At 39.4% G+C, this 26,312-nt stretch carries 26 protein-coding genes; 20 read left to right on the forward strand and 6 right to left on the reverse strand.

Translation table 11 applies throughout. The features are described from left to right. Window positions 1-43 precede the first annotated feature (43 nt). Both pnuC and D3P96_RS01860 read right to left on the reverse strand, forming a co-directional pair. Window positions 44-805, reverse strand: coding sequence for a nicotinamide riboside transporter PnuC (gene pnuC, locus D3P96_RS01855; protein ID WP_124942694.1), 762 nt, complete (start codon window positions 803-805; stop codon window positions 44-46). Between the two features lie 219 nt (window positions 806-1,024). Continuing rightward, window positions 1,025-1,492 carry a hypothetical protein gene (locus D3P96_RS01860; protein ID WP_124942695.1) on the reverse strand — a complete coding sequence of 156 codons (468 nt, stop codon included), beginning with the start codon at window positions 1,490-1,492 and terminating at the stop codon, window positions 1,025-1,027. 629 nt (window positions 1,493-2,121) lie between these two features. Between D3P96_RS01860 and D3P96_RS01865 the strand changes: the two genes are divergently transcribed. The 7 genes from D3P96_RS01865 (at window position 2,122) to pgmB (ending at window position 10,394) form a co-directional block, all read left to right on the forward strand. Further along, the gene (locus D3P96_RS01865; RefSeq protein WP_124942696.1) at window positions 2,122-2,781 is read left to right on the forward strand and encodes a VTT domain-containing protein; all 660 of its coding nucleotides are present in this window, start codon (window positions 2,122-2,124) and stop codon (window positions 2,779-2,781) included. Window positions 2,782-3,084: 303 nt separating this feature from the next. After that, a complete protein-coding gene (locus D3P96_RS01870) occupies window positions 3,085-4,422 on the forward strand; it encodes an FAD-dependent oxidoreductase (protein ID WP_124942697.1) in 1,338 nt (445 codons plus the stop codon). A 198-nt stretch (window positions 4,423-4,620) separates the two neighbouring features. Continuing rightward, complete coding sequence (gene treR, locus D3P96_RS01875; protein ID WP_124942698.1) at window positions 4,621-5,316, forward strand: trehalose operon repressor; 696 nt, start codon at window positions 4,621-4,623, stop codon at window positions 5,314-5,316. Window positions 5,317-5,335: 19 nt separating this feature from the next. Beyond that, window positions 5,336-5,827 carry a PTS sugar transporter subunit IIA gene (locus tag D3P96_RS01880; RefSeq protein WP_124942699.1) on the forward strand — a complete coding sequence of 164 codons (492 nt, stop codon included), beginning with the start codon at window positions 5,336-5,338 and terminating at the stop codon, window positions 5,825-5,827. 22 nt (window positions 5,828-5,849) lie between these two features. Further along, window positions 5,850-7,355 (forward strand): PTS transporter subunit EIIC, encoded by a 1,506-nt coding sequence (locus D3P96_RS01885; protein ID WP_124942700.1) that lies wholly within the window; start codon window positions 5,850-5,852, stop codon window positions 7,353-7,355. A gap of 11 nt (window positions 7,356-7,366) precedes the next feature. Then, the gene (locus tag D3P96_RS01890; RefSeq protein WP_124942701.1) at window positions 7,367-9,727 is read left to right on the forward strand and encodes a glycoside hydrolase family 65 protein; all 2,361 of its coding nucleotides are present in this window, start codon (window positions 7,367-7,369) and stop codon (window positions 9,725-9,727) included. 1 nt (window position 9,728) lies between these two features. After that, window positions 9,729-10,394 (forward strand): beta-phosphoglucomutase, encoded by a 666-nt coding sequence (gene pgmB, locus D3P96_RS01895; RefSeq protein WP_124942702.1) that lies wholly within the window; start codon window positions 9,729-9,731, stop codon window positions 10,392-10,394. 72 nt (window positions 10,395-10,466) lie between these two features. Here pgmB and D3P96_RS01900 read toward each other — a convergent pair whose 3' ends face one another. After that, window positions 10,467-11,576, reverse strand: a complete 1,110-nt coding sequence (locus D3P96_RS01900; protein ID WP_185696052.1) for a GGDEF domain-containing protein — start codon at window positions 11,574-11,576, stop codon at window positions 10,467-10,469. A gap of 282 nt (window positions 11,577-11,858) precedes the next feature. Between D3P96_RS01900 and D3P96_RS01905 the strand changes: the two genes are divergently transcribed. The 4 genes from D3P96_RS01905 to D3P96_RS01920 all read left to right on the forward strand — a co-directional run bounded on the left by D3P96_RS01905 (window position 11,859) and on the right by D3P96_RS01920 (window position 17,780). Next, window positions 11,859-12,923 (forward strand): bifunctional glycosyltransferase family 2/GtrA family protein, encoded by a 1,065-nt coding sequence (locus D3P96_RS01905; RefSeq protein WP_124942704.1) that lies wholly within the window; start codon window positions 11,859-11,861, stop codon window positions 12,921-12,923. Next, entirely contained in the window at window positions 12,920-14,923 is a 2,004-nt protein-coding gene (locus D3P96_RS01910; protein WP_244919045.1) for a glycosyltransferase, read from the forward strand. The genes D3P96_RS01905 and D3P96_RS01910 overlap by 4 nt, the downstream gene beginning before the upstream one ends. Next, a complete protein-coding gene (locus tag D3P96_RS01915) occupies window positions 14,920-16,794 on the forward strand; it encodes an ABC transporter permease (RefSeq protein WP_124942705.1) in 1,875 nt (624 codons plus the stop codon). The genes D3P96_RS01910 and D3P96_RS01915 overlap by 4 nt, the downstream gene beginning before the upstream one ends. Window positions 16,795-16,916: 122 nt before the next feature. After that, a complete protein-coding gene (locus D3P96_RS01920; RefSeq protein WP_124942706.1) occupies window positions 16,917-17,780 on the forward strand; it encodes an NAD(P)H-binding protein in 864 nt (287 codons plus the stop codon). Between the two features lie 49 nt (window positions 17,781-17,829). Here the strand turns inward: D3P96_RS01920 and D3P96_RS01925 are convergent, their stop codons facing one another. Next, window positions 17,830-18,351, reverse strand: a complete 522-nt coding sequence (locus tag D3P96_RS01925) for a helix-turn-helix domain-containing protein (protein ID WP_124942707.1) — start codon at window positions 18,349-18,351, stop codon at window positions 17,830-17,832. A 339-nt stretch (window positions 18,352-18,690) separates the two neighbouring features. Between D3P96_RS01925 and D3P96_RS01930 the strand changes: the two genes are divergently transcribed. Then, the gene (locus D3P96_RS01930; RefSeq protein ID WP_148091215.1) at window positions 18,691-18,891 is read left to right on the forward strand and encodes a hypothetical protein; all 201 of its coding nucleotides are present in this window, start codon (window positions 18,691-18,693) and stop codon (window positions 18,889-18,891) included. After that, the gene (locus D3P96_RS08315; protein ID WP_185696053.1) at window positions 18,891-19,037 is read left to right on the forward strand and encodes a hypothetical protein; all 147 of its coding nucleotides are present in this window, start codon (window positions 18,891-18,893) and stop codon (window positions 19,035-19,037) included. Before D3P96_RS01930 ends, D3P96_RS08315 begins: the two co-directional genes overlap by 1 nt. A 105-nt stretch (window positions 19,038-19,142) precedes the next feature. Here the strand turns inward: D3P96_RS08315 and D3P96_RS01935 are convergent, their stop codons facing one another. Continuing rightward, on the reverse strand, window positions 19,143-20,459 hold the full coding sequence (locus tag D3P96_RS01935) for a DUF1254 domain-containing protein (protein ID WP_185696054.1): 1,317 nt from the start codon (window positions 20,457-20,459) through the stop codon (window positions 19,143-19,145). A gap of 311 nt (window positions 20,460-20,770) precedes the next feature. Between D3P96_RS01935 and D3P96_RS01940 the strand changes: the two genes are divergently transcribed. The 6 genes from D3P96_RS01940 to D3P96_RS01965 all read left to right on the forward strand — a co-directional run bounded on the left by D3P96_RS01940 (window position 20,771) and on the right by D3P96_RS01965 (window position 24,529). Next, the gene (locus D3P96_RS01940; protein WP_124942710.1) at window positions 20,771-21,046 is read left to right on the forward strand and encodes a hypothetical protein; all 276 of its coding nucleotides are present in this window, start codon (window positions 20,771-20,773) and stop codon (window positions 21,044-21,046) included. A 43-nt stretch (window positions 21,047-21,089) separates the two neighbouring features. Continuing rightward, window positions 21,090-21,977: a 3-hydroxyacyl-CoA dehydrogenase gene (locus D3P96_RS01945; RefSeq protein WP_221621566.1), complete on the forward strand. Its 888-nt coding sequence runs from the start codon at window positions 21,090-21,092 to the stop codon at window positions 21,975-21,977. A 307-nt stretch (window positions 21,978-22,284) separates the two neighbouring features. Beyond that, complete coding sequence (locus D3P96_RS01950) at window positions 22,285-22,797, forward strand: phosphatase PAP2 family protein (protein ID WP_185696055.1); 513 nt, start codon at window positions 22,285-22,287, stop codon at window positions 22,795-22,797. A 40-nt stretch (window positions 22,798-22,837) separates the two neighbouring features. Then, entirely contained in the window at window positions 22,838-23,500 is a 663-nt protein-coding gene (locus D3P96_RS01955) for a VTT domain-containing protein (RefSeq protein WP_124942712.1), read from the forward strand. Window positions 23,501-23,669: 169 nt separating this feature from the next. Beyond that, on the forward strand, window positions 23,670-24,125 hold the full coding sequence (locus D3P96_RS01960) for a GNAT family N-acetyltransferase (RefSeq protein ID WP_124942713.1): 456 nt from the start codon (window positions 23,670-23,672) through the stop codon (window positions 24,123-24,125). Between the two features lie 2 nt (window positions 24,126-24,127). After that, window positions 24,128-24,529: a VOC family protein gene (locus tag D3P96_RS01965; RefSeq protein WP_124942714.1), complete on the forward strand. Its 402-nt coding sequence runs from the start codon at window positions 24,128-24,130 to the stop codon at window positions 24,527-24,529. A gap of 42 nt (window positions 24,530-24,571) precedes the next feature. On the opposite strand, the gene trhA is transcribed toward D3P96_RS01965, so the two are convergent. Beyond that, a complete protein-coding gene (gene trhA, locus D3P96_RS01970; RefSeq protein WP_124942715.1) occupies window positions 24,572-25,225 on the reverse strand; it encodes a PAQR family membrane homeostasis protein TrhA in 654 nt (217 codons plus the stop codon). 176 nt (window positions 25,226-25,401) lie between these two features. Here trhA and D3P96_RS01975 point away from each other — a divergent pair, with 176 nt between their 5' ends. Further along, complete coding sequence (locus tag D3P96_RS01975; RefSeq protein WP_124942716.1) at window positions 25,402-26,304, forward strand: quinone oxidoreductase family protein; 903 nt, start codon at window positions 25,402-25,404, stop codon at window positions 26,302-26,304. Window positions 26,305-26,312: the final 8 nt, after the last annotated feature.

Here is a 26,312-nt window from a genome sequence, read left to right on the forward strand (position 1 = left end):
AAAAAAGCGGCTCAATCACAGGATTGAGCCGCTTTTGATAGCATTAGTTTTCTTTCATCCATTGATAAGCGCCATAGAATGAATTAAGTAGCATAATGATGTTCGTCGTTAACATCGTGGTTGCACCGGCTTGACCTTGTTGGAGAAGGTAAATGTAAATGACAACATTTAAAACGTTAATGGTAATCCAAAATAGCCATTGGGAACGTTGACCGAATGACATCAAAATTTGTCCGACGATCCCAAGCGGAAGGAGCGCAGCTTCAAAGAGTGGTAGCACGCCATGGTTGGCAGCGATGTTTTGGTTCAAAACAAAATAAAGAATGACGGCAGCTACAAGAACGAGTACAAATTGGATACGGGTTAAGCGTTTTGCGTGGACCCGATCACTGTGCGTTGTGTTCAAGTCCTTTTGCCAGAAGTACATCCCAACGAATTGCATAATAATATAAAAGTATTGGGTGTAAGTTGAACCAATTTGGTGATTCATCATAGCGATAATGAGCCAGGCGATGGCTGAAATCAATCCCCAAGCATAATTTGCAAGAAGTCCTTTGTTAACGAAAATGAGTGAGACAACCATTGTCAATCCAGCAACAAGTGAAATAATTGCACCAGTTGAATAGTCATGTGCTGAAAAGAAGATCGCAATTTGTGCGACAAGCATGATGACGAGTAATAACCAGTCAATTTTCGTGAATTGTTTCACTTCACGTGCTTCATACTTGGGACTGAAGGCATGGATCAAGCCTTCAAAAGTTGTTTCAAAAACGGATTTCGTCTTAGTTAAAATTGAGTTAGACATTGGGTTTCCTTCCTGTTCAATGAGAATAAATAAAGGGTTTTGGGTGTCTTGACACCCACTTACTTATTTATAATACCAATTTGAACGTGGAAAAGGAATACTAAAAACGTCCCTTTTTAATGTTTTGTGATGTTTTTAACATGTAAGTGGGGTTTACGGGTGTGGTTGTGTTCTATATATAAAAAAAGATGCCATCAATCATGTGATAGCACCTACAGATTATTTAATAATGGTGTGTTTAGGATCATTAACCGTAAAACTTCCGTCTGGATTTGGATTAGCGGTTAACAGACTGGTGTGGGCGTTGTCAGATCCAACTAACGTATACGAGTTACCAGCATTACGACGTACTTCCAACGTTGGCGCGTTCGTACCAGCTAGACCATTTTCGCGTGCAAGGGCTCGTAAGCGTTCAGTCAGTTGTGGAACCGTCACGGTGTATTTGGCTTTTGTTTCAGATGATTTAACCGAGCTACTTTTAGCAGCAGGGTTCGATGAACTCGATGAGACTGATTGTGACTTGGACTTCGCGGTAGTGCTATTCTTTGATGTTTGCACCTTTGCTGGTTTGACTTGTTTTGATTCATTTGTTTTTGAATGGCCAATGTAACCACCAAGACAGAAACTCGCGATGACTAATAGTACCAATACGATAATAGCAGTGAAGCCTTTTGCATTTTTTGACATGTTCTAATTCCTTATCATGAAATAATTTTCTCTCTCCAGTATATCATTGATTTTTAAAATATCATGCATGTACGAAGAGGCGAATGGCGTAAAATATTGATGGGATATAAATTAATATATTTTGGTATAAATATATTTAATTTGAATACTATTAACTAGACGTCAATGAGATTGGAGGTTAGCTGATGAAGCAGAACCTAAAAGCGTTGAACCAAAACTGATGAAGTGTTTAATGGGCGTTTTATTTCGCTGTTTTGTTGTCGTGTACATATGCAATGACAATGAAAGTCAGTTTATGCAGATGTTTCAGTTGCCACTGATGCAAGCAGGTTTGTCTAACTCGTCTAAAAATAAAAAAGTGGTTGAAATATTTAGGGTGGTTTAAGGCTCATTAGCTATAAATACAGGAAAGCCAAAATGGGAAAATTATCAAATGAATTTGAAAGGCTCACTGATTGTTTTGTAAAACAACTTTCGATGTGGTGGGGCTTTCTTTTTTAATGGTTAGTCATAATTGTTACCAAATCGTTGGTGATTTCTCAAATGGATGATACATAAGTGTGGCGCAATATGATAAAGTAGTTTTTTATGGTATTTGTAATAATAAAACAGAGTGAGGAATATTTTAAATGAATGCAATTTCTACCGTTATCAACGTGTTTTTACACCTTGATAAGTACTTAGATCAATGGGTTAATGTGTTAGGGCCGTGGACATACGTCTTGATTTTCGCGGTTATCTTTATTGAAACGGGATCAGTTATCTTCCCATTCTTACCTGGAGATTCATTGTTGTTCGCCGCTGGGGCGGTTGCAGCTTTGCCTAAGAACGTCTTGAACCCAGTTCTACTGATTGTGATTGTCTGGATTGCTGTTATCTTGGGTGATTCTTTGAACTTCTACATCGGGCGCAAAGTTGGGTTGCCATTAATTCAAAGTAAATTTGTGGGACGATTTGTGTCACAAAAGAATTTGGATGATACCAACAAGTTCTTTGAGAAGTATGGGATGTTTGCGGTTATCTTGGCGCGTTTCATGCCAATCATTCGTACCCTTTCACCATTCGCGGCCGCACTTGCCAACTATCCATATAAGAAGTTTATGATGTTGGATATGATTGCTGCCACATTGTGGACGTTGATCTGTATTCCAGCTGGATACTTCTTCGGACGTATCCCATTTATCCAAGATCATTTCTCACTTGTGATTTTCGGAATTTTGTTTATCTCAGTGATTCCAGCAATCGTAACTGGACTAAAGTCTTACCTTACGAAAAAGAAGAATGCTTAATTTAAAAAGGCCTACCAAATGTGGTAGGTCTTTTTTGCAAAGTTATCTGACCAGATATCACCGTATGCAGCGGTGTGTTAGTCTAGTTAATAAAATTTAATTTTCAAAACTTTTAAAAAGGTGGACTAAATTGAACACATTTAACTATGTGTTCAATTTTTAATCTAAATGAAACTTGGTAGTAACACCTACCAATAGTAACTGTGTATATAATGTTGTTAATGAATTCACAAAGAAATGGATTTGTAAGAACTATTTTGTGAATGTTGATGTTATTGCACGGTTAAAAATTGGAGGCCAATTATGAAAGTTGCAGTTATTGGAAGTACCCATGCTGGTGTTTTTTCAGCAAAACAAATTAAAGCTGAAGTCCCAGATGCCGAAGTTCACGTGTTTGAAAAAAACCAAACAGTTTCGTTCCTTTCTTGCGGAATTGCACTATGGATTGGGGATAATGTTTCTTCACCAGATCGTATGTTTTATGAGTCACCCGAATCACTAGAATCACAGGGGATTCACATGCATATGCAAACGGAGGTGACCCAAGCTCAATTAGCTGAAAAAAAGCTTTCAATTAAAGATTTGGCTAACAATGAGATGCACGAAGAAAAGTTTGACAAGATTATTATTACGTCTGGATCTAAGGCAATTATCCCACCGATTCCGGGGATTAATAGTGATAAAATTTACATGAGTAAGAGCTGGGATGATGCGAACCGCTTAAAGGCGCAAACTGAAGGCTTGAAGCGCGTAATTGTTATCGGTGCAGGATATATTGGGGCAGAACTGGCAGAACAACTATCGTTAGCAGGTAAGGAAATTACTTTAATTGATGCACTTGACCGTGTGTTAGCTAAAAACGTTTCACCAAAACTTTCTGAAATTATCGCAAATAAGTACGAAGATCATGGTGTGACGTTAGCTATGAATGAAAAAGTTGTCGCGTTTGAAGATACAGCAGCTGGTATTTTGGTAAAAACAGACCAAGCGGAGTATGAAGCCGATATTGCGATCCTTGGGATTGGCTTTGCGCCAAATACTGACTTAGTTGCAGATCAATTAGATACTTTACCAAATGGAGCAATTAAGACGGATAAGTATATGCAAACATCAATGCCAGATGTCTATGCAGCAGGTGATGCTAGTGCAGTATTTTATAATCCCACGCAAACGTATGATTATATTCCATTAGCAACTAATGCGGTTCGACAAGGAACGTTGGTGGGGCTGAATATTGTTAAACCAACTGTGGCTTACCCAGGAACCCAAGCTACTTCTGCTGTAGAGTTATATGAAACAGCTATTGGTACAACTGGCTTAACAAGTGTGGCAAATGCTGAGGCAAAGGGGATTATAGCTGACGCCGTTACAATTGAAGAGGATTATCGTCCTGACTTTATGTTATCAACCGAACGCGTGGTTGCTTCGCTCGTTTGGGAGAAAGCAACACGTCGGATAATTGGGGCGGAATTCTTGTCAGCCCATGATGTTACACAAGCTGCTAATGTTGTTTCTTTGGCAATTGAAAATAAAATGACCATTGATCAGTTAGCACTGTCAGACTTTTTCTTCCAACCTAATTTTAGTCAACCAATTAATTATATTTCATCAGTTGCGATGGCTGCGGCTGCAAAAGCATAGTCATTTTAGAAGAGGGCACAAGTGTGCCTTCTTTTTTTTGTGCAAAATTTTTAGAACGAAAAAAAGTTGTCTGCATCGCTAAAACCAGTCCGGTAGGCACTCTAGCAAACATGCCTAGTCAAGCAAGACGGTACCGATAACAGCGTCATTGTAAACGCTTACAAAACTTGTTAAATTAAGAGTGTAAGGAGAACAGATATGGAAAAATATCGGGAGATTTATCAAGATATCCAAGCGCGATTACTAGATCGGGAATTTGAACAAGGTAGGTTATTACCGAGTGACCATAAGTTAATGCAAACTTATGGTGTGGCACGCGAGACAGTGCGGAAGGCGATGAAACAACTGGCTGAGGACGGTTATGTCCAGAGACTACGTGGAAAAGGGACGATTGCGATTGATCAACGTCAATTTCATTTTCCACTATCTGAGATTACGAGTTACACAGAGTTAGTGCAAAGTGAGAGCTTGCGTTCACAGAATCAATTAGTTGGTTTTGAACCAGGCTGGTTGCCAAAACTATTTGGCGCTGAAGAACCGACGAAAGTGACTCGAGTGGTACGACTGAGAAAAGTAGATGGGGAAATCGATATTATCGATTATGACTATGTTTTGCATTCGGTAGCACCAGACTTAACGGCGGAGGCAGCGCAACGGTCACTGTTTGATTATTTTGAGAACGGATTAGGGCTAGAAATTGATTATGCCATTAAGACACTGACGGTGGAACAGGCTGATGCAGATGATCGACGGTATATGCAAATTCCGGCGCATACACCTGTCGTGGTTGTTCGAAGTAAAACATATTTGAAGGACAGTTCAGTTGTCTCATATACGGAGTCGCGGCATCGTGCTGATCGATTTTCAAGTGTGGTATTTGCCAAACGGCATTAATGAAAGAGGGGAAAGCAAAATGTTTGGATTTAAAAAGAAGCGTGAACTAATTGATGATCAACGGATTTTTGCGGTAGCGAGTGGGGAGTTAATTCCACTACGGGCAGTTGATGATCCTGTTTTTTCACAAGGGATGATGGGACGTGGTTATGGCTTAAATCCAGTTGAAAACGCGGTTGTCCAAGCACCTGTGTTTGCGAAAGTCACATTGGTTCAGGGACATGCCATTGGACTAGAACGAGCCGATAATCTGCAATACTTAATTCACATTGGGATTGATACCGTGAACCTTAGTGGTAAGCCTTTTAAACCACTTGTTGCGGAAGGAGACATCGTTGAGGTTGGCGATGAGTTGGTGAAAGTTGATTGGAATGAAATTACCAATCATGATTTAGCGAAAACGGTCATGGTTGTCATGCCGAATGAACAGAAATTAGGCGCAACAGTTCAAATTGATGATCAAGTACGTAACGTTACCACTGGGGAAGAAGTCGGTTTCGCGACGCGATAGAAAGAAAATGGGGAGTAAAACAATGGGACAAGCCTATAAGGATTTAGCCAGTGCCATCATTACAGGCGTTGGGGGACCGGATAATATTAATTCGGTGATTCACTGTATTACACGACTTCGGTTTTATTTGAAAGACGAAAGCAAGGCTGATAAAGCGAGCTTGGAAGCCCTTGATGGGGTTGCCGGAGCAGTTTATAACAAGCAATTAGGACAATACCAAGTTGTCATCGGACCGGCCGTAGAAGATGTCTACGATGAAGTCATTAAGCAATTGGGACCCAAGTATGCTGGTGGGGAAGATGAAGCTGATCCGGAAATCGATGAAGTCGCCACTGGGCAACAACGACCAACCACTTTACTGGGGTGGGTGAAGTATGCGTTTCAGCTTTTAATTGGAACGATTACTGGCTCAATGATTCCGGTCATTGGCCTATTGGCAGCATCTGGAATTTTAAAAGGGTTTTTGACACTCTTTACGCAAAATTTGCACTGGATTAATCCAGCATCATCAACTTATATTATTTTAAATGCCATGGGTGACTCAGCCTTCTACTTCTTACCAATATTGGTTGGATTCTGCGCTGCGCGCCAGTTGAAGTCTGATCCAATTGTCGTTGCGACCATTGCGGGTGTACTAGTTCATCCATCGATTGCAGCCATTTGGGCTGAACCAACGAAGGGAATGCCGACATTACTAGGTGTGCCACTTAATGCGAACTTCTTTGGCATTCCAATCCACATTCCACAGTATGCCTACTCAATCTTTCCAATTATCTTTGCAGCGTGGATGGCGCGACCGGTTGGCAATTGGCTTAAGAAACATACACCTATGGCTTTACGTTCAATTTTCGTGCCATTGTTCACGGTCTTTATCGTGACGACGACTGTACTTGTTGTTATGGGGCCAGCTATCTCACTACTCTCAGCTGGATTAGCAGCCGCTATTAATTGGTTGGTAACGTTAAATGAAGCGGTAGCTGGTTTTATTATTGGTGGCTTTTATCAATGCTTGGTTATTTTTGGATTGCATTGGATGGTTATCCCCATTATTTCCAATGATATAGCCTCAACTGGACATTCAGTTTTAAATGGATTGATTAATTTCACAATGATTGCACAAGGTGCCGGTGCTTTGGCCGTTTGGGCCAAGACTAAGAACGAAAATCTAAAGGGGATTTCGTTGGCAGGGGCATTATCAGCGTTTGCCGGCGTGACGGAACCAGCGATGTATGGGGTGAATTTGAAGTATGGTCGTGTCTTTTGGATGGCCAACATTGGTGGTGCCATCGGAGGTTTCTTAGCCGGATTAATGAAAATTGATATGTTTGGCTTTACAGGTTCGCTGATTGGATTCCCATCATTCTTTTCACCGCACAATCCATTTAACATCTGGGCCTTTGTAATTGCTGCCACTGTCACATTAGTCATTTCATTTATCTGTGTCTACTTCTGGGGATTTTCAGATGCAGATATACAAAAAGCAAAGTCAGCCGAAAAGAAAAACGTCTTTAAAGACGTCGTCGAATAAGGGGAAACATTATGAATCACGCGAATTGGGAATTAGCCTATCATGATATTTCAAAAGCAGCTAAATCATATGGTGAAGAAGCTTTATTGGCTTTAGGCAATGGTTATCTTGGATGGCGCGGTGCGCCGGTATGGTCAACTTTTAGTGATAATCATTATCCAGCACTCTATGTAGCAGGGGTATTCAATCAAACCCAGACACCGGTGGCTGACCGAATGGTTGTTAATGAAGATTTAGTCAATTTGCCAAATCCACAGCTTACGCAGATTTGGATCAATGGACAATTGCTATCTGAAAATAACTTGGAAACACGAGCGAGTCATCTCCGTTTTGATAGAGGTGAGTTGACTGAAACCTTTACATTTGGATTGGCCGAAGGTACGGTCACACTCACGACGACCAAAATGGTTGATCCAATTGCGTGGCATCACATGGGGATGCAGCTTGAGTTAAGCACAGACTTTGAAGCGCAATTAAAACTAGCTAGTATTATTGACGCGAGTGTCACAAACCAAAATGTGGTCCGTTATCGGGATTTTGATGCAACAGAATTTAACGTCAAAAAGATTGATTCAGCTAAACATCAAGTCTATGTGCAAACAAGGCAATCAGGAATTGATATTGCAATTGGGGCAACGACCAAGGTATGGCAACAGGATCAAGTTGTTATAGGAACAACAAAAGCAACCGCTGATCAACTTATTGAGAGTTACACAACAACCCTTTTACCGAATGTGCCAGTTATCTTGAATAAGACAATTTCAGTGGCGACGTCGCAAGAAACGTCTACACCATTGGATGAGGCGTTGGCAGCGTTGATGACTGAAGTTAATTTAAATTTTGTTCGAAATCATAGTTTAGAATATTGGCGTGATGTATGGCATGATGCAGATATTGAAGTCGAGTCAGATGACAAACGTCTACAACAATTAATCCGGTTGAACATCTTTCATTTACATCAAGCAGCACAAAGTAATGCCAATCCACATTTAGATGCTTCGGTTGGTTCGCGTGGTTTGACGGGTGAAGGATACCGAGGCCATATTTTCTGGGACGAACTTTTCTTGGTACCTTACTATGCGGCTAATGATCCAAAAGCAGCGCGAGCATTAATTCAATATCGTATCCAACGATTAGCAGGGGCGCAAGCAAATGCCCAAAGAGAATCAGAAGCTGGTGCTATGTACCCATGGCAATCAGGATTATACGGTGACGAGCAGGCACAGGTCATTCACTTGAACACCGTTGACCAATCATGGATTCCAGATAATTCGAGATTACAACGGCACGTGAGTTTGGCGATTGCTTATGACTTATGGGTCTACACCCGAATAACCAAGGATGTCAGTTTATTACAAAATGGCGGATTAACAATGTTACTTGAAATTGCCAAATTTTGGTTGCATAAAGTGCAGTTAGCTGATGATGGTCGATTTGATCTAGCAGATGTGATGGGACCGGATGAATTCCATGAGGCCTATCCTGACGCCAAAACGGCAGGTATTAAAAATAATGCTTATACCAATGTTATGTTGACGTGGTTGCTGAATTGGATTTTGGAACTTCAAACAGACTTCAGTGCATTCGATGCCATTGCGGCTAGTGATAATTTTGATGCAACATTGCTGGAACGTGCAAAAGCAGTTGCGCATGGTTTGAGACTAGAACGAAATGAAGCTGGTGTCTTCGCACAGTATGAAGGTTATTTTGCATTAAAAGAACTAGATTTTGCTGCCTATGCTGAAAAATATGGAGATATTCATCGGATTGATCGCTTATTGAAAGCAGAAGGGAAGTCACCTGATGATTATCAAGTTGCTAAGCAAGCTGATTTACTCATGCTCTTATATAATTTTGATGATGGTTTAGTTGCCAAATTACTTGAGCAACTCGGGTACCCACTAAAATCCGATTGGTTGGCGGTTAATAAGAATTACTACTTAGAGCGAACTGTTCATGGATCAACCACCTCTCGACCAGTATTTGCGGGAATTGATGTGACGTTAGGTCAACTTGACGAGGCGGAGCAATTACTAGCACATGCCATTCGTTCTGACGTTGATGATATTCAAGGCGGGACCACGGCCGAAGGTATCCACACTGGTGTGATGGGGGAAACATTAGCAGTCGTTCAAAATAAATTTGCGGGAGTCCATTTGCTTGCAGGTATGCCTGAAATTAAGCCAAACTTACCAGAGACATGGGCGTCAATTCACTTTAAGCAACAGTATCAAGGGATATGGCTAGATATTGTGGAAACCCACACATATATTTCTTTGACAGCTGATGCAACCATTCAAGTGAAAATCAATGATGAAGAGTATTTGGTAACTAATGGGGAGCCATTGGTCGTGACTTTGGGGGTTGAATAATATGACATTTACGCAGATTAAGGGCGTGGCGTTCGATTTAGATGGTGTTTTAGCAGATACAGCAAAATTCCACACCATAGCATGGCGACAATTAGCTGAAAGTTTGGGGGTAACGTGGACACCAGAATTACAAGAAGCCTTAAAAGGCATTGACCGAATGGGGTCACTTGATTTGATTTTACAGGCAGGAAACCTGGCGCACCAATATTCGCAGCAAGAATTGCAAAAGTTGGCGAATCAAAAGAATGAAGCGTATAAAAAGTTGATTGCAACTTTAACGCCGAATGATATTTTGCCGGGTATGCAAAGCTTTTTGGAGGAATTGAGGGCGCAGGGTTATAAATTAAGTGTCGCTTCAGCCTCAAAAAATGCACCAGCTATTTTGGGACGTTTAGAGATTGCACACTATTTTGATGGTGTAGTAGATCCTGCAACGTTACACGCAGGTAAACCTGATCCAGAAATTTTTAGACGTGCAGCAGAAATCCTGGATTTGAAACCAGATCAAGTGATGGGTTTGGAAGATGCCGAAGCGGGGATTCAATCCATTCGCGGTGCTCATGAAGTCGCCATTGGAATTGGTGTGCCAGGGGATGTGACATTTACGAATACGAACGAGGTTTCTTTACAGAATATACGGGAACAGTTTGAAAAGAAGTTCAATTAAATAGACACGAATCGCACAATAATTTTCACAAAAAAAGCACTTTCAGTTTTGAAGTTAACTGAAGGTGCTTTTTTAGGATTGTGGCTCATCAAATGAAAATAGATTACGTCCATTAAATTTAGATTGGTAGAGAAACAAATCTGCTTTTTCAAATGCGCGTAAAGTATGATAATTGTGAAAAACTGTATGGCTAACGCCAGCTGAGTAAGTAATTGGTGTTGGTAAAGAAATGCTACTTTGTTCATACAAGTTTTTTTGGAAATGTTTTAAGACAGAAGCAATCACGTCTTGGTCAGCAGATAAATCATCCGTTTCAGAAGAAATTAAAAGGACAAATTCTTCACCTCCGTAGCGATAAATGCGATAAGACCGATTTGGGATATCCTTTGCGATGGTTGTCTTTAACACATTGGCAAATAATTTTAATGCTAGATTGCCATGTTGGTGACCGTAGGTATCATTGATACTTTTAAATTTATCGATATCCATAATGATAATCCATGCATCACGGTTTGCGATGGGTGCTTTCTGAAATAAATCGGTCGTCAGCTGATGATAATTATAAACATGCGTTAGGGCATCATGAGATTTATCGTAGAACAATTCATTTCTGAGACGTTCACAAACTTTATTGATGTAAGTGATTAACCAAGCGAAAAAGAGGTAGGCTAACAAGATACAAACAAATGCAATCAGTGATTTTGGCGTGAGAATATCTTTAAATTGATAGCTTTGCCAATACTCTAAACAGGCGAAGAAAACGGCCAGAATAGGGGCTAATATTTTTTTGTTTTGAATTGTCATGGTCAAAGCGGCCAAGACGAGCATCAAAATAATCTCGCTAACAAATAAAATTTTGGCATCATGATGTGGAATAGAGATATAACGGCCGATGTAGAGCGCCATAAGCCAAGGATGAATTGAGGCGCAGAAGATAACCTTCCAAAGTGCTGTATCCAAGCTAATGAACAAAAGTGGTACGAAATATAAAATCAATCGGTTCACCAGATTGGCATCCAAAATAAGGATGAGATAGGTAAAGACGATATATAAAATAATCGTAATGACTTTTGGGAATAGCTGATTGCTATAAATGAGCGTGTTTTGGTAAACATAAACTAAGGCGACTAAAATGCTTGTAATAAAGAACAAAACAATTAGAAAGCCCGCGAAAGTGTGCATGTAAAAGTCTCCTCTTCGGATCAAAACGGGCATACCACTGACTAAGCAAATAGTATGAACAACACAATGTCAACTAGTATATAGCTATTGCTGTGAGATTTCAATATACCTGTACCAATAGAATTGTAATCATATTGACTTTTTGCCCCTGTACATGTCCTAAAATGAGAGATTTAGTTTACCATAAAAATTTTATATGTTAATGTACATTCTTAGACGAAATTGTTTCTAAATCTTTTTTGGGGAATTGATTTAGAAAAACACATCAGGGGGAGTCATTTTATGGGGGAATTTGGTGTGCTTATTCCAGCACTAAATCCAGACGAGAAGTTGGTACGGTTAGTCGATGAATTAATCATGGAGCCAATTTTAAAACACAATATCATTATCGTAGATGATGGATCTTTACCAGAATATCAACGATTTTTTAATGAGATTTTAGCGCAGTATCCAGATGAAGTTGTCGTGCTCCGACATGAATCTAATCAAGGTAAAGGTGCTGCGTTAAAACATGGTCTCAGTTACTTTAGTGAATGGTGCCCCAATATTGAAGGGGTTGTAACCATGGATGCTGATGGACAGCATGCGGTTACGGATGTACTAAAACTTACACGGGCATTTAATGGCAAAGATTTGGTCATTGGTAGTCGTCAATTTAGTCAGGATATTCCATTCCGAAGCCGATTTGGGAATGTGTTAACGAATAAACTCACGCATTTCTTTACCGGACTGGATATTTCAAATACACAAACTGGTTTAAGAATTGTACCAAGCATATATGTACCAATGCTACAAACCTTTCCAGAAAATCATTTTGAATTTGAATTTAAGATGTTGCTAAATGCGAAAGCAAATGACATTCAGATTCGAGAAGTGCCCATCCAAACCATCTATATCGATGAAAATGCTTCATCGCATTTCCGTGTGGTTGCCGATTCGCTTTCTATCTATGCCCAATTCATGAAATTTATTTTTTCGGGGCTAGTTTCATTTTTACTCGACATTACATTATTCGCCGTTTTCTTGAAGTTAATGGGGACTGAAAATTTAAGCAGTGTCATGTGGGCTACGGTTGGGGCACGACTTATTTCAGGCGCTGTCAATTATGGATTAAATCGTCAAGTTGTTTTTGATAAGCAAGGTGACAAGACGCTCATAAAGTATTGTATTTTAATGGCAGTACAGATGCTGTGCTCTGGTGCTTTAACATATTTGATTGCACATACAATTAGTCAATCAGGAAATGTGGGGCTCGCAACAGGCGCGAAGTTAATTGGGGATGGATTATTATGCTTGTTGAGCTTTCAAATCCAAAAGCACATTGTCTTTAAACGGAGGTCGGCATGATTTCTAAGAAAAAAAGAATGATGTATTTGTTCTCTTGTTTATTGACAGTCTTTTATTTGGTCTGGCGTGTTTTCTTCACACTGCCATGGCATGCTTCATACTGGCTCATCGCTTTTGCAATCATCTTAGTCGTGTGTGAGATTATGTCTAATTGCACAGCATATCTGACCATTTTCTTACGTCTGAGAGTATCTAAACATGACCTAACGCAACATTTGGATGAACTGGATTATCCTGAGGGAGCAGACTTACCAAATGTTGATATTGTGATTGTGACACATGACGAATCAGTCGAATTATTGCGTAAAACGGTGAATGCTGCCGTTAAACAACAGTATGGCAATCAAGCGGGAATTACAGTTTGTATCGCTGATGATGGTAATCGTCCGGAAGTTGCTGAATTAGCTGCGAGCTATGGCGCAAAATATGTTGGTTTTGCAGAAAATACTGAAGCAAAATCTGGAAATATTAATCATGCCTTGGCGCAATTATCAGCACCATTAGTCGCTATTTTCGATGCAGATATGATTCCATATTCTACTTTCTTGAATGCCAGCGTGCCACCATTTTTGGAGAATTGGCATCAAAGAGAACTTGATCAAAACGAAAAGCCACTGGGTTTTCTACAAACACCCCAGAGCTTTTATAATGCAGATATTTTTCAATATAATTTATTCTCAGAAAACATTGTGCCAAATGAACAGGATTATTTTTCACGAGATATTAACGTCTTAAATAGTGCGAATGGTGCAGCTATTTTTACAGGATCGAACGCGTTATTTTTGCGTGAAGCGATTGATGCAGCGGGTGGATTTCCAACTGATACATTGACAGAAGATTTTGAATTAGGTGCACGTATTAATTTAGAAGGGTATATGAGTTACTCTACGCAAGAGCCACAAGCGAGTGGGCTCTCACCCAGTGATTTAAAAGGTGTTATTACACAGCGGAAGCGTTGGGCGCGTGGTGTTATCCAATCATGTCGTAATCTGCATATCTTTACGAATCGACATTTTTCAATCGTGAATCGATTGATTTTGATTAACAGTTACTTGTATTGGTGGTCTTTTTTTAGAAGACTGATTTTTATCATGGCACCCATTCTATTTGCCTTATTTAATCAGCCGGTCGTGATGGCTAATTTCTGGTTATTGATGTGTTTTTGGGCGCCTGGGCATTTCTTACAACATTGGGTCTTGGGTGATACCTCTGGTCCAATTCGAAATGAACGATGGGGTGAGGTACAAGAAACCTTTTTTGCGCCCTTCCTTGTTTTACCCGTACTCTTTGAGAGCTTAGGTTTGAAAGAAAAAAAGTTTATTGTGACCGATAAGTCCTCTAAAACAACTTGGCAAGACCGTTTATATATTTTGCCGTACTTGATTTTATGGGTATTGATTCTTATGTCGTTGATTCAGTTTAATTACGGAAAATTTGGTTCTGAAATTTTGTATGGTAGTGTCATTACTTTTTGGCTTTTGACGCATTTTATCAATCTAACGTTTTGTTTGTTTATTGCGAGTGGCCGGCCACTTTTTAGATCAAATGAACGCTTTTCAAGAAGCTTTGATGGTACCATGCAACTTGGCCGATTAACGATTGATCTACAAACTGTGGATCTTTCTGATACGGCAATCAAATTTAAATTACGACACGTGCAAACGTCGCTAATTAAGCCAGGCGAAATGCATACAATTACGCTTTATGATAATGATGACGAAGCATTGCCTCTACAGGGGCGTATCTTACGTGTGTTTGACCTGGATGGTGTACAACATGGGGTTATTCAAATTCTTGAAGCAGATCAATTACCAGAGCATTTAAATGCCTATTTACGAATTGTATATGATGGATCAAATGCTAATTTAACGGACGAACAAGATAAATGGATTACACCGCTTGATGAACTTTGGTTAAATTTGATGAATCGATTTGAAAACTGGCGTAAACGTATGAATCGTCACCTAACAGGTAAGACAAAGCGAGGTAAGCAAATATGAATCTATTTGGAATCCTGCTCTTAGTTGGTTCCTTATTAGGATACGAACGATTTTTACGGGTTAATGGCATTTCACCTTATTTGGCTTGGATCACGGCATTTTGGATGCAAACGTTGATGCTATATGTCTTTGCGATGCTTGATTATTTGAATCCGGGTATCTATGTCGTGAATGGCTTAGGTTGGATATTATTGTTGTACTATGTCTTCCGAATATTTTGGCAAAAGCAGGCGGCATTGCCGATTGATATTCATGCCTTCGATATTTGGATGGTGGTCATGGGTGGCTTACTTGCTCTGGGCATTTACCATAGCATTATGATTCACTATGATAATTTCTCACATTGGGCGACAATTGTTAAGTTCATGCATTTTACCGGGCATCTCCCAACAAATGCTAGCATGGATGGGATCATTTCGTTTACATCATATCCACCAGCAATGGGTCTAGCCATTACGTATGTCGTCCATTTTCTTGGTTTTAGTGAATCCAATATGTTACTCGCACAATTTGGTTATATCTGGGCTGCTGTCTATAGTGTCTTCGGTTTTATGCGTGATAAGACGCGTATGATGCTATCTGGACTACTAGTACTAGCAATTGCGGTTACCATGATTTTTAATGTTCAAATTCGATTTAATAATCTTTTGGTTGATTATGTCTTGGCTGCCGTAACGTTGGCTGGATTGGTGGGTGTTTATGTTTATCAAGAGCATCAAAAACGCCAGTTTGGGCATGTTGTCTTAGCAGTTGCCAATTTACTATTGATTAAAAATTCTGGCGCATTTTTTGCGGGTATTATTTTTATCTATTATGGCTATATGTTACTTCAAAATAATCCAATTTTGTTGAAACAATGCCAAACTAGGGTGATGGCCTACAAGAATAGATTGATGAATTTAGGATTATGGATGTTGGCAATCGTCTTGAGTATTATGCCATTTTATTGGTGGCAGTATCATGTGAAACATCTTTTCCCAGAGTCAAAACATCAAATTGATACGGCCTCATATGGGGCGCAGTTATCAGGAGAGCATACGTCCTATTTAATTGAGATTGCTAAAAAAATGTTGCATGCAAATAGCGAGTTGAGCTCACTTTCTACGCAAGGATTAATTTTGATTAATGGCGTACTCCTGTTAACCTGGTTAGGCTTGAAACTATTGGGGCAACGGAATCGTTTGTTAAAGATGGCCATTTTATTTGATGTTATGTTTTTACTTTATTACATCAGTATTTATGGTATGTATATCGTTTCGATGCCAGAGGCTGAAGCAGTTGTACTAGCCGGATTTGAGCGATATTTATCAACGATGATTATTTTGCTGATTTTCTTGAGTGCTGCCACACTGGTGATTACATTGGATGAGCATTTTAAGGAACAAGATTTTAAATTGCGGAATTTAAGATCATTTAGTTCGTTAACAGCTAAGAAATGTTACCAATATGCGGGGATGATTTTTTTCACATTCTCAATTATTGGCATCAATTCAGAAATCGGGGGTATGCATTTTACTGATCGATTGAATCGAAATGCTTTGCCAGAACTATTGAAACGAACAACACAAGAAACAAAACAATTGAACGATCGCAGAATTCTATTAGTTGATGCCGATGCCGATGATGTTAATTCTTATTATGCTGATTTTGTAGCACGTTATTATTTCTTTACTGAGAATGCTGATGCAAAGGAAGCCTTTGACGATACACCAGATCAATTTAAAGATTTTAATAGCCAATATGAGTATATGGTTTTGCCAAAGAAACATCAGACTTATCAAGCGTTAGCTAAAAATGTTTATCACGAAAAGATTGTTCCAGGAACATATCAAATTACAGATAATGGCTTAAAACCAAAGGCATTACCTTAAATAAAAGACGTTAAGTGGAATTGACTTAACGTCTTTTATTTTGAACAGGTGACATTCATATCCTATTTGAAATGTTAGCGTTATAATGTCTGTAGTAGGAAAAATGAAAAGAGGTAGAAGTGATGAAAATTGCAGTTACTGGAGCAACTGGACGATTTGGTAGTCAAGCAGTTCAATTGTTGCAAAGTGAGCTTTCTGAACAAGATCAAGTGATTGCGCTAGCACGCAATATTGACAAGGCTAAGACGATGTTTGATGACGCAATCGAAGTTCGTCCGGGTGCGTATGATTCGGTTGAGACATTAGCAGAATCAATGCATGGCGTAGATAAATTATTATTTATTTCATCGCAACCAAATCCGGATTTTCCACGAATGACGCAACATCAAAATATTATTGAGGCTGCCAAGAAAGCTGATGTCCAATTTATTGTCTATACCAGTTTCCCCCATGCGGATAAGGTAGATAACCCACTTTCGGGGGATCACAAGCAGACTGAAGCGCTTATCCAAGCGTCAGGCATTGCGCATGCTTTTGCACGTAATAACTGGTATCTAGAAAATGATCTCCCATTTATGAATAAAATCGTAAGTGATGGCGTAGCCGTATATTCTGCTGGGTCAGGAAAAGTTGGTTGGGCGCTTGAAGTTGAGTATGTTCGGGCAGCCGTTAAACTGCTACAAATGGAAAATCCAAAAGAAATCTATGAATTTTCTGGTCGGGCCCACACATATGAAGAGTTGGCTGAAACAGTGGCGCGAGTATCGACAAAGCCGCTTAAAATTGAACAAGTGTCAGATTCTGAATATAAGCAAAGTTTGTTAGATTCTGGATTCGATGCTGGAACGGCAGATCTGTTTGTTGTCTTTCAGCAGTTAATCCGAAACGGTGACTTGGCTGACGTACAAAATGATTTATATACTGTTTTAGATGATGATGTTCCTAATTTTGAAGAAAGTGTCAAAACTGTTTTAGACATTGATTAATATGGCTAAAGATGAAAAATCACGCTAATGGTTGGATTAGCGTGGTTTTTTATTTGATTAGAAAATTTAAAGCGAAAATAATGAGTAAGATGGCCAAAAATTCGAGAATGAAAATAACCCTTGCTCTCTTTGCAGAATAAGGTTGGCCAATTTCTTGTTTGAGGTTTCCAAGATGTCGTCCCAGTTGTGCAATAACAAATAGATTCGAAAAAGTTGCCAATGTGATGAGCCAACCCACAATGCTTGGGAGTTGACCAACAAAAGGTTGAATAAATAGGATGATAATAAAGAAAAAATTCGTAATACTGGCGAATAGTAGAAACCTTTTTGTTTCCCGAATACTTTCTTGCGCTTTGATATTTTCTTGCATCTGTTTGTCCTCCAAAAGTAATGTATCCAATGAAAGATCCAGCACCTGTGCTAGTCGAACGACACTATCTAAATCAGGTAGGGTCTTCCCAGTCTCCCAATTTGAAATTGTCTTGGATGAGACAAAGACTTGATCTGCCAATTCAGTTTGCGTTAATGATTGTTGCATGCGTTCAGTTTTCAGTAGTTTTGAAAATTCCATTTGGATTACCTCTAATCTAAGACACTCTGACGAATTGATATACCCAAGATATTGCAAATGCTGTATTTAGGCAATAGAAAGATGTTTCTATTGCCGATTGATGCATCTTTTTGGCAATAGTTTTTCAATTTATTGGGTGAGTGAGCATAGACAAGTTCTTGTTGAAGTTGTCCATAAATCGAATTAAGTGAAACGATTTGTTAAAATTTATAACTTTACTATATTTTTTGATATAAAAAACAACGTTCCTCAGCAACTTTATTTTACAAAACATTACAGTTGCGTTAAAATAACATTAACAACCAAATGGTTGGAACTATAATTTTGGAGGAACTTATGATGGCAACGATGCGTGATGGATTAAAAGAAAATCGTGAAGCAGCTCAAGATGCTACGGATAAGAAGATTGATGAAGCTTTAGAAGATGCAACAAAGTCTAAGGCAACTGATGCAGACGAAAAGTATTATAAGCACGAAGAAGAACATTATAGTAAAGAAGACTGGGTTAACGAAAAGAAAGATGAAGAAGGTGAGCGATAATGGAGAAGAAACACGAATTTGAAGCTGCCGACGCACGTGAAGTAGAAGATGCAAAGCGTAAAGAAGAGCGCCTAGAGAAGCAAGCGCAATTTACAGAATCTGCACATGAAACACGTGAAGCTGAATCTGGTGAAAAGAAAATTTAATGTAATAAGCTCGATTGAGATGACAGTGTCATCCAGTCGAGCTTTTTTTGTATATTTTGGAAAAAAAAGACAACTAGTCATAACTAGTTGTCTTAGTAATAATGATTACTTAACTTTCTTGATTGCTGGGAAGTGGTAATCACCATTAATCACAGATTCGTCAGGCAGGTAAACACGCAAGATTGGTCGGAAATCACCCTTAGGTGATGGCAACCAGTTTGAAGCAAGTTCACTTGGTTCTTCGTTAGAAATCTTAATTGTGATGCCACCATCAGCATCCTTTTGCAAGCCCTTAGTACGATCACCGATTGAATAACGGTTGATTGGATTTTCAATCAAGGTAAATCCTTCAGTTTGGTACATAGTGATTGACCAAAAGGCATTGTTTGGTGGTGTCTGTTCGAAATGAATTTCGTAGTTATTCGCACCATTCAATTGCTTTTTATCGCCATCAAGGTAATTAAGCAAGTAAACGGCTTCATAACTTTGGTTACCCCATAGACCACCAATAGCAGCAGCGGCACGAACGAAATTAGCATCAACTAATTCCTTTTCAGTGCTGTGTGGCATTTCCCACTCGTCAGACTCGATACTACCAAGTTCGAAGTAGTCAAAGTTGTAATCGAAGACGTGGAAATCTTTTTGCCAACCATTTTCGATAGGGAATGGCACATTTTCAAGGAAGTGCTTAATTTGCGCAGGTCCTTGTGTCAAAGCTTCTTTTAGCACATCCAAATGGTCTTGTGGAAGTTCATCTTCAAAAATACCAAGTTGACGATACTTTTCAATCAATGGCTTGTAACGATCGGCAGGAGCACTAAGGTCGTAGTAAGCCTTAAATTTCTTCCAGAAGGCAAGTGGATCACTGTTATCGATTGTTGGGATACCAGATACCTTATTTTCAGGCGTTGCTTGCGTCAAAGTAAGTTGCTTTTGGATTGCTTTAACCTTATCCATATCGGCATCATCAGTGACAGCAATACGTCCAACAATTTCACCAAAACGGCTAGGACTCTTGATTTGAGTATATCCCTCAGTCACTTTACCAGTGAAGTCAGGTGGTGTAATCATGAATTTCCCACCATTGCCACCAATTGAGCGTTGACCAATGTATGCATAATTATCAGTCCAAGCATCGACAAAGAGGAAAACGTAATAACGATCACCCATTGCTGGAATTTCAAGATAAAGTGGACCAGCACTTAAATCTAATTGAGCGTTGTTATAAACCGTATCATTATTAACACTGACGAATTTGTCGCTAGCATCTGATAATGATTGGGCATAACTGAATTCATTATATGGAACGGCTGGGTTTGTTCCAAAACCTTCTTCAACTGACTTTTTAATTTGATCCAAATTATAAACTAGGGGTAGGCCATAAACGTAGGCCTCGTTTGCCAAGTCTTGTAGATTATCCATGCGAAATTCCTCCATTGGGTGTGTAACATATTTGTAAAGATTATAACATCATTATGAAATGATGTAAATTCTATGAGCTAGAACGCTGTTTTAGAGCGATTTTGGGAAGGGATTTATCATGAGAATATGTAGACTATGCACGATTTTTGGGGACTTGTTGACGGCATTTAATCAATATATAGCAAAATAGTATGGATTAAAAGTTTGTAATGTATGAAATGATTGTGATATATTTAACATAGTCAGTTGGTAACCTGTGCTAGCTGATGAACCGTATTGGTGGCTAACCGAGTGAAAAGGAGTGTGATTTTATGGATGATTATACTGAAAAAGAACAAAAAGTAATTGCAAACATTGCAGATACTTTGTCAAAGTTGGATGATAATTTGAATAAGCTTGATGTATTGGAAAGTGGGGTTAAGTCACATTCGATTAAAGAATGGGCTGAAGAGCACAAAGCAATTCATGAAATTAAACATATCTTGAGCGAAATTGGTAAGTACGGTAAGTATGATGAAAAAGAAGCCCTTGCCGATGAGAAGGAACTGGAAGCAGTGATTCGGCATTTGGATAAGTATGAAAACTAACGGATAGACAGGTAAATTGGATTACAAAAGGGGGAGTATAGTCATGGAGAATATCGTAGTAGCTGGTGGTGGAACTTTAGGAAGTCAGATTGCCTACCAAAGTGCCTATTTTGGTAAGAACGTAACAGTTTATGATATTAGCGACGCTGCAATTGCAGCAGCTAAGGAAAAAATTAATGGTTGGGATGCAAATTATCGTACAGATATGCATGCCACAGATGCCCAAATTAAAGCAGCACATGATCATTTGTCATTTTCTTCGGACCTTGCTGAAGCAGTTAAAGGCAAAGAACTTGTGATTGAAGCCGTTCCAGAAAGTTTAAGCATTAAAGAAAGTTTCTATAAGCAATTGTCTTCAGTGGCTGATCCTGCGACCATCTTTGCATCGAATTCATCAACAATGACAACGTCAGAATTGAGTGGGTATACAGATCGTCCAGATAAGTTTTTGAATCTACATTTTGCTAATCATATTTGGATTCAGAATACCGCTGAGATTATGGTGTCAGATAAAACGAGTCATGCAACTGAACAAGCAGTGGAGCAATTCGCACGGGAAATTGGTATGGTGCCAATTGTGATGAAGAAAGAGCAACATGGTTATGTCTTAAATGCGATGTTGGTGCCATTCTTGAGTTCAGCTTTGGCCTTGTGGGGGAATGATGTTGCCGAACCTCAAACAATCGATAAGACATGGATGATTGCAACAGGAGCACCACGTGGCCCATTTGCGATTATGGATGAAGTTGGGATTCCAAGTCTTTATACGATTCTTTCAACCTCACGAACGGGTAATGAACCAAACGGATTTGATGCCGGGTTGGATAAACTTAAAGCATTGGGTGATCAAGGATATGCCGGACAAGAAAGCGGTAAAGGCTTTTATAACTATCCAAATCCTGCCTATGCTGACAAGGATTTCTTAAAGTAATTCGAAAAATGAGTTAAAATAGTTCGCTTCTGTTAATTCAGGAACGGACTTTTTTTGAGCTTTTTTAAAAACATAAAGGTAGTTTAATTATTTAGGGTACTTTAAAGAAAGTGAGCCTATAACTAATGTAAATTGAAAGAAATCAGGAAATTTTATGCGAAATGAAATTCAGTCCAAATCTCCGCGCGCGTTGTACAATGTGGCGGGATTATTTTTTGCCCTTTTTATTATTTTAGGTGGCATGGTCATCGCACAGGTGCCTCTTGTTCATGAGTTTGATCAGGCTATTTTTAATTTTCTCAAACCAATGGATTCGAGTGCTACCATTAGTTTTATGACCCATCTGTCAGCCATCGGTAGTCCTAGCTTTAATACGGTGTTAGTCGTTCTCATTGTTGCTGGTTTATTCATTTTCCGGTACTTTCGTGAAGGTGTTTTTATCTTTATCACCTTTTTTGGTGGCAGTGCGTTCGCACTTATGATTAAATTGTTGGTAAAGCGACCCAGACCATCTGGAAAATTAGTTGTAGATACAGGTTACAGCTTTCCAAGTGGTCACGTGTTTACCACAGCCATGATTGCATTTGCGTTTGCGTTCTTAATTTATCGTAAAACGAATTCAGTTCTCGCACATGATATTACGTTTGTGCTGGCCGTCATCTGGGTATTAGCAATTGGAACCGCGCGTGTATTTTTACGTGACCACTATCCTTCAGATGTATTAGGTAGTATATTATTAGCAGGTGCAGTGCTTTGCTTAGCAGTTGGCTTGTTGCGTCAAGTTAGTGCCAAGTACCAGTTAACAGCTTCAAGGCACTAAGCTAATTTAATAGGGGTTAGGAAATGAGGAATAATTTGAAATGAATACAGTTTCTACAGTTATAGATGTTTTTTTACATCTTGATAAACATTTGGATCACTGGGTGAATATTTTAGGACCCTGGTCTTATGCCTTGATTTTTGCAGTTATCTTTTTTGAGACCGGTTCGGTTATTTTCCCGTTCTTACCAGGTGACTCTTTGCTATTTGCCGCTGGTGCAGTTGCGGCTTTGCCCAAAAACGTCTTAAATCCTTTTATTTTAATTATCATTGTGTGGATTGCCGTTATTCTAGGGGATACTTTGAACTTCTTTATTGGGCGTAACATTGGATTGCCTTTAGTGCATAGTAAGGTTCTTGGTCACTTTATTTCTCAGAAAAATTTGGACGATGCAAATCACTTTTTTGAAAAATATGGTGCTTTTGCGATTATCTTAGCACGCTTCATGCCGATTATTCGAACCCTTTCGCCCTTTACCGCCGCACTTGCAAATTATCCCTATAAGAAATTTATCATGCTGGATATGATTGCGGCAGCTCTTTGGACGTTAGTATGTATTCCTGCTGGATACTTTTTCGGTCGTATTCCATTCATTCAACAACACTTCTCGCTTGTCATCTTTGGTATTCTGTTTATTTCAGTTTTGCCGGCAGTGATTACGGGAATTAAGTCGTATTTAACAAATAAAAAAAGCGCGGCGTAGTACAAACTGTCAACTAAGAAATGATTAATTGAACCCGATGTGTTGGTGTAGACTAACACATCGGGTTTTTCTGATGAATCAAGTTAATCCATAATCAGTTGTGGGTTCAATTGACAGTGAACAAGATGCGCGTAAAATGACATTACTAACACTAACGCGAGGGTAGAGTATGAATGAATTAGAAATTAAAAGGCAAAACGGTTTAGGGAAAATTGCGGAGGACGCTTTAAAGATTCGAGATGCCGTCTTTATTGGTGAACAGGGTGTTTCTGTACAACGTGAACATGATGGTGCTGATCAGCAACGCATGCATTATGTTGGATACTTAGATGGTAAGCCCGCAACCACCGCGCGCGTATTGATAAATGGTGCGAACTGGCATATTGAACGTGTTGCAACACTTAAAACAGCACGAGGGAGTGGTCATGCACAACGGTTAATGCGTCAAATCATGGATGATGCTAGTCAAAGTGGGATTTATACGATTGATTTAAATGCCCAAATGACTGCAATGCCATTTTACGAAAAACTTGGATTTGTACGGCAGGGAGAAGTGTTTGTTGATGCAGGGATGGATCATGTTGAGATGCAACGAACTCTATCACTGAAAGAAGAGGATAAGTAACTATGGAAATGACGATGTTTTTATCGATGCCGGAAAATGCAGAGGCTGCGATGAATTTTTATCAAGCCGTTTTCACGGATGCATCAATTAAACAGCTTGTGCGTTATCCTGAAAATATGCCTAAGAGTCCTGCTAAAATGACGGGAAAAGTTCTAAACGGTGAACTTGAAGTTCAGGGACAAAAATTGTTTTTTATGGATATGGATCAAGATATGGTACCAGCCTTAAATTGGGTATTTTCAATTTATACTGAGTTTGACACAGAGATAGAATTTCAGGCGGTCTTTGACCAATTAAGTGCGCATGGTACCGTTATGATGGGACCAGCTCCGATTGAAGGGTTAAAGTTAGTTGCTTGGGTTACAGATAAGTTTGGCTTAACTTGGCAAATGGTTCTAGCATAAATAAAAGAAACACCGTGAGTGACGTTACACTCACGGTGTTTTTTAGAACAACATATCATAGATTGAAATATACATTAGGGTTGCTGCGATGAGGACAAAAATATGCCAGTATACATGTGCATAGGGCATCTTTGGGAGCAGATAAAAGATAGCCCCAATCGTATAAACGATCCCGCCAGCAAGGAGCAACGTAAATGAAACGGGTGAGAGGGCAGCATAAACCATTGGAAAGACGAGAATGACTAACCACCCCATACACACATAAATAATGACGGAGACCCATGGCCAACGTCCGACGAAGAATAAATCGTAGATGAGACCTAAAACGGTACAACCTGCGATAGTAAACCAGATCGGCCAACCAACATTTGGTGGAAGAAAAAGCCAGGTGTAAGGTGTATAGCTACCTAAAATAATAAAATAAATACCAGAATGATCAAAAAATTGGAAAATTTTGCCGGCTCTGGTGAAGACGAGGGCATGGAATAAGGTTGAGGCTAACAAAAACCCAATCATTGATACGGCATAAATCGTTAATGCAGTGAGGGTGAGGGTAGAAAAATGATGTTGCCAAGATTTTACGAGTAGTAAGGTGGCACCAACAATTGCAGCAATGGCGCCAAGGGCATGGGTAACTGTGTTGAGAACTTCATATTTAATGAGATAGTGTCGATTTGATGTTGTTAATGTAGGCATGACGTACCTCTCTTTTCATTAATTGTTGATAAGATTATATTAACCCCATTATCTAGTTTTGTAAACTAGGTAAACCAGACTTTGTTAACGTTGATAAATATAGTTGTTTGACACCACCTGTTTAGATGACTATACTTTCATTATAGATACACGTGTATCTATAAAAAGGAGAATAAATGAAAGTCATTAAACAAGTAAATTTTGATGGGATTGATGGCCTTAAGCTCGAACAAATTCCGGTTCCAGAACTAACACCAGATTCAGTAATGGTTAAAATGGCTGTTTTGCCAGTCGTACCAACTGATTGGAAGCGTGAAAGTTCGGCACATGCAACGCGCGAAGCGATGGCGAACCTACCTAAAGTAATTGGTACTGGTGGCGTTGGGACTGTGACTCAAGTTGGCGCTAATCGTGATCAAGCCTTATTAGGAAAACGTGTTTTGGTGATGCAACCAGCTGGGGCATATGCCGAGTATGTGCGCAATGAGAAGCCGGAATGGCTCTTTTGTTTACCAGATTCAGTTGCGTCAACTGACGCCGCGACATTAATTGCTGGTGCTGGAACGGCTCTGCGAGTTGCTCGAGAAATTGAAGCTGATACGCGCCAAAATGTCATTTTGACAGGGGCTAATTCCGTGATTGGCCTCTATCTCATCCAATTACTCCAAATGGATAATTACCAAGGTATCTTATATCCGATTGTTTCCACACAGAGCCAGGCATACTTTGATAAAGAATTACCAAGTCAGACTTGTTATACCGTGGAACAGTTACCGCAACAACAAGATGCAATTTTAGTGGATATTGCTGGAAGTGAGCAGTTGTTGGAACGAATTATTGCGACCAACAATGTCACGCGCATTGTTTCAATTGCTATTATGGAAAGTGAACGTGTTTCAGATATAGAGTTTATACATGAATCCTTTGCGGTTAAAGACTACAACGATTTAATTGAAGCGTTAGCGGATAAGACATTAAAAGCACCGGTGGGGCGGATTTTTAAATTTGAAGACACGATTGCAGCACAACACTTTGCCAAAGAAAACCATAGCCGTGGGCGCGTGTTAGTCGAATTTTAGTCAGCAGA

Source organism: Weissella viridescens (assembly GCF_003862435.1).
Classification (GTDB): Bacteria; Bacillota; Bacilli; order Lactobacillales; family Lactobacillaceae; genus Weissella; species Weissella viridescens_A.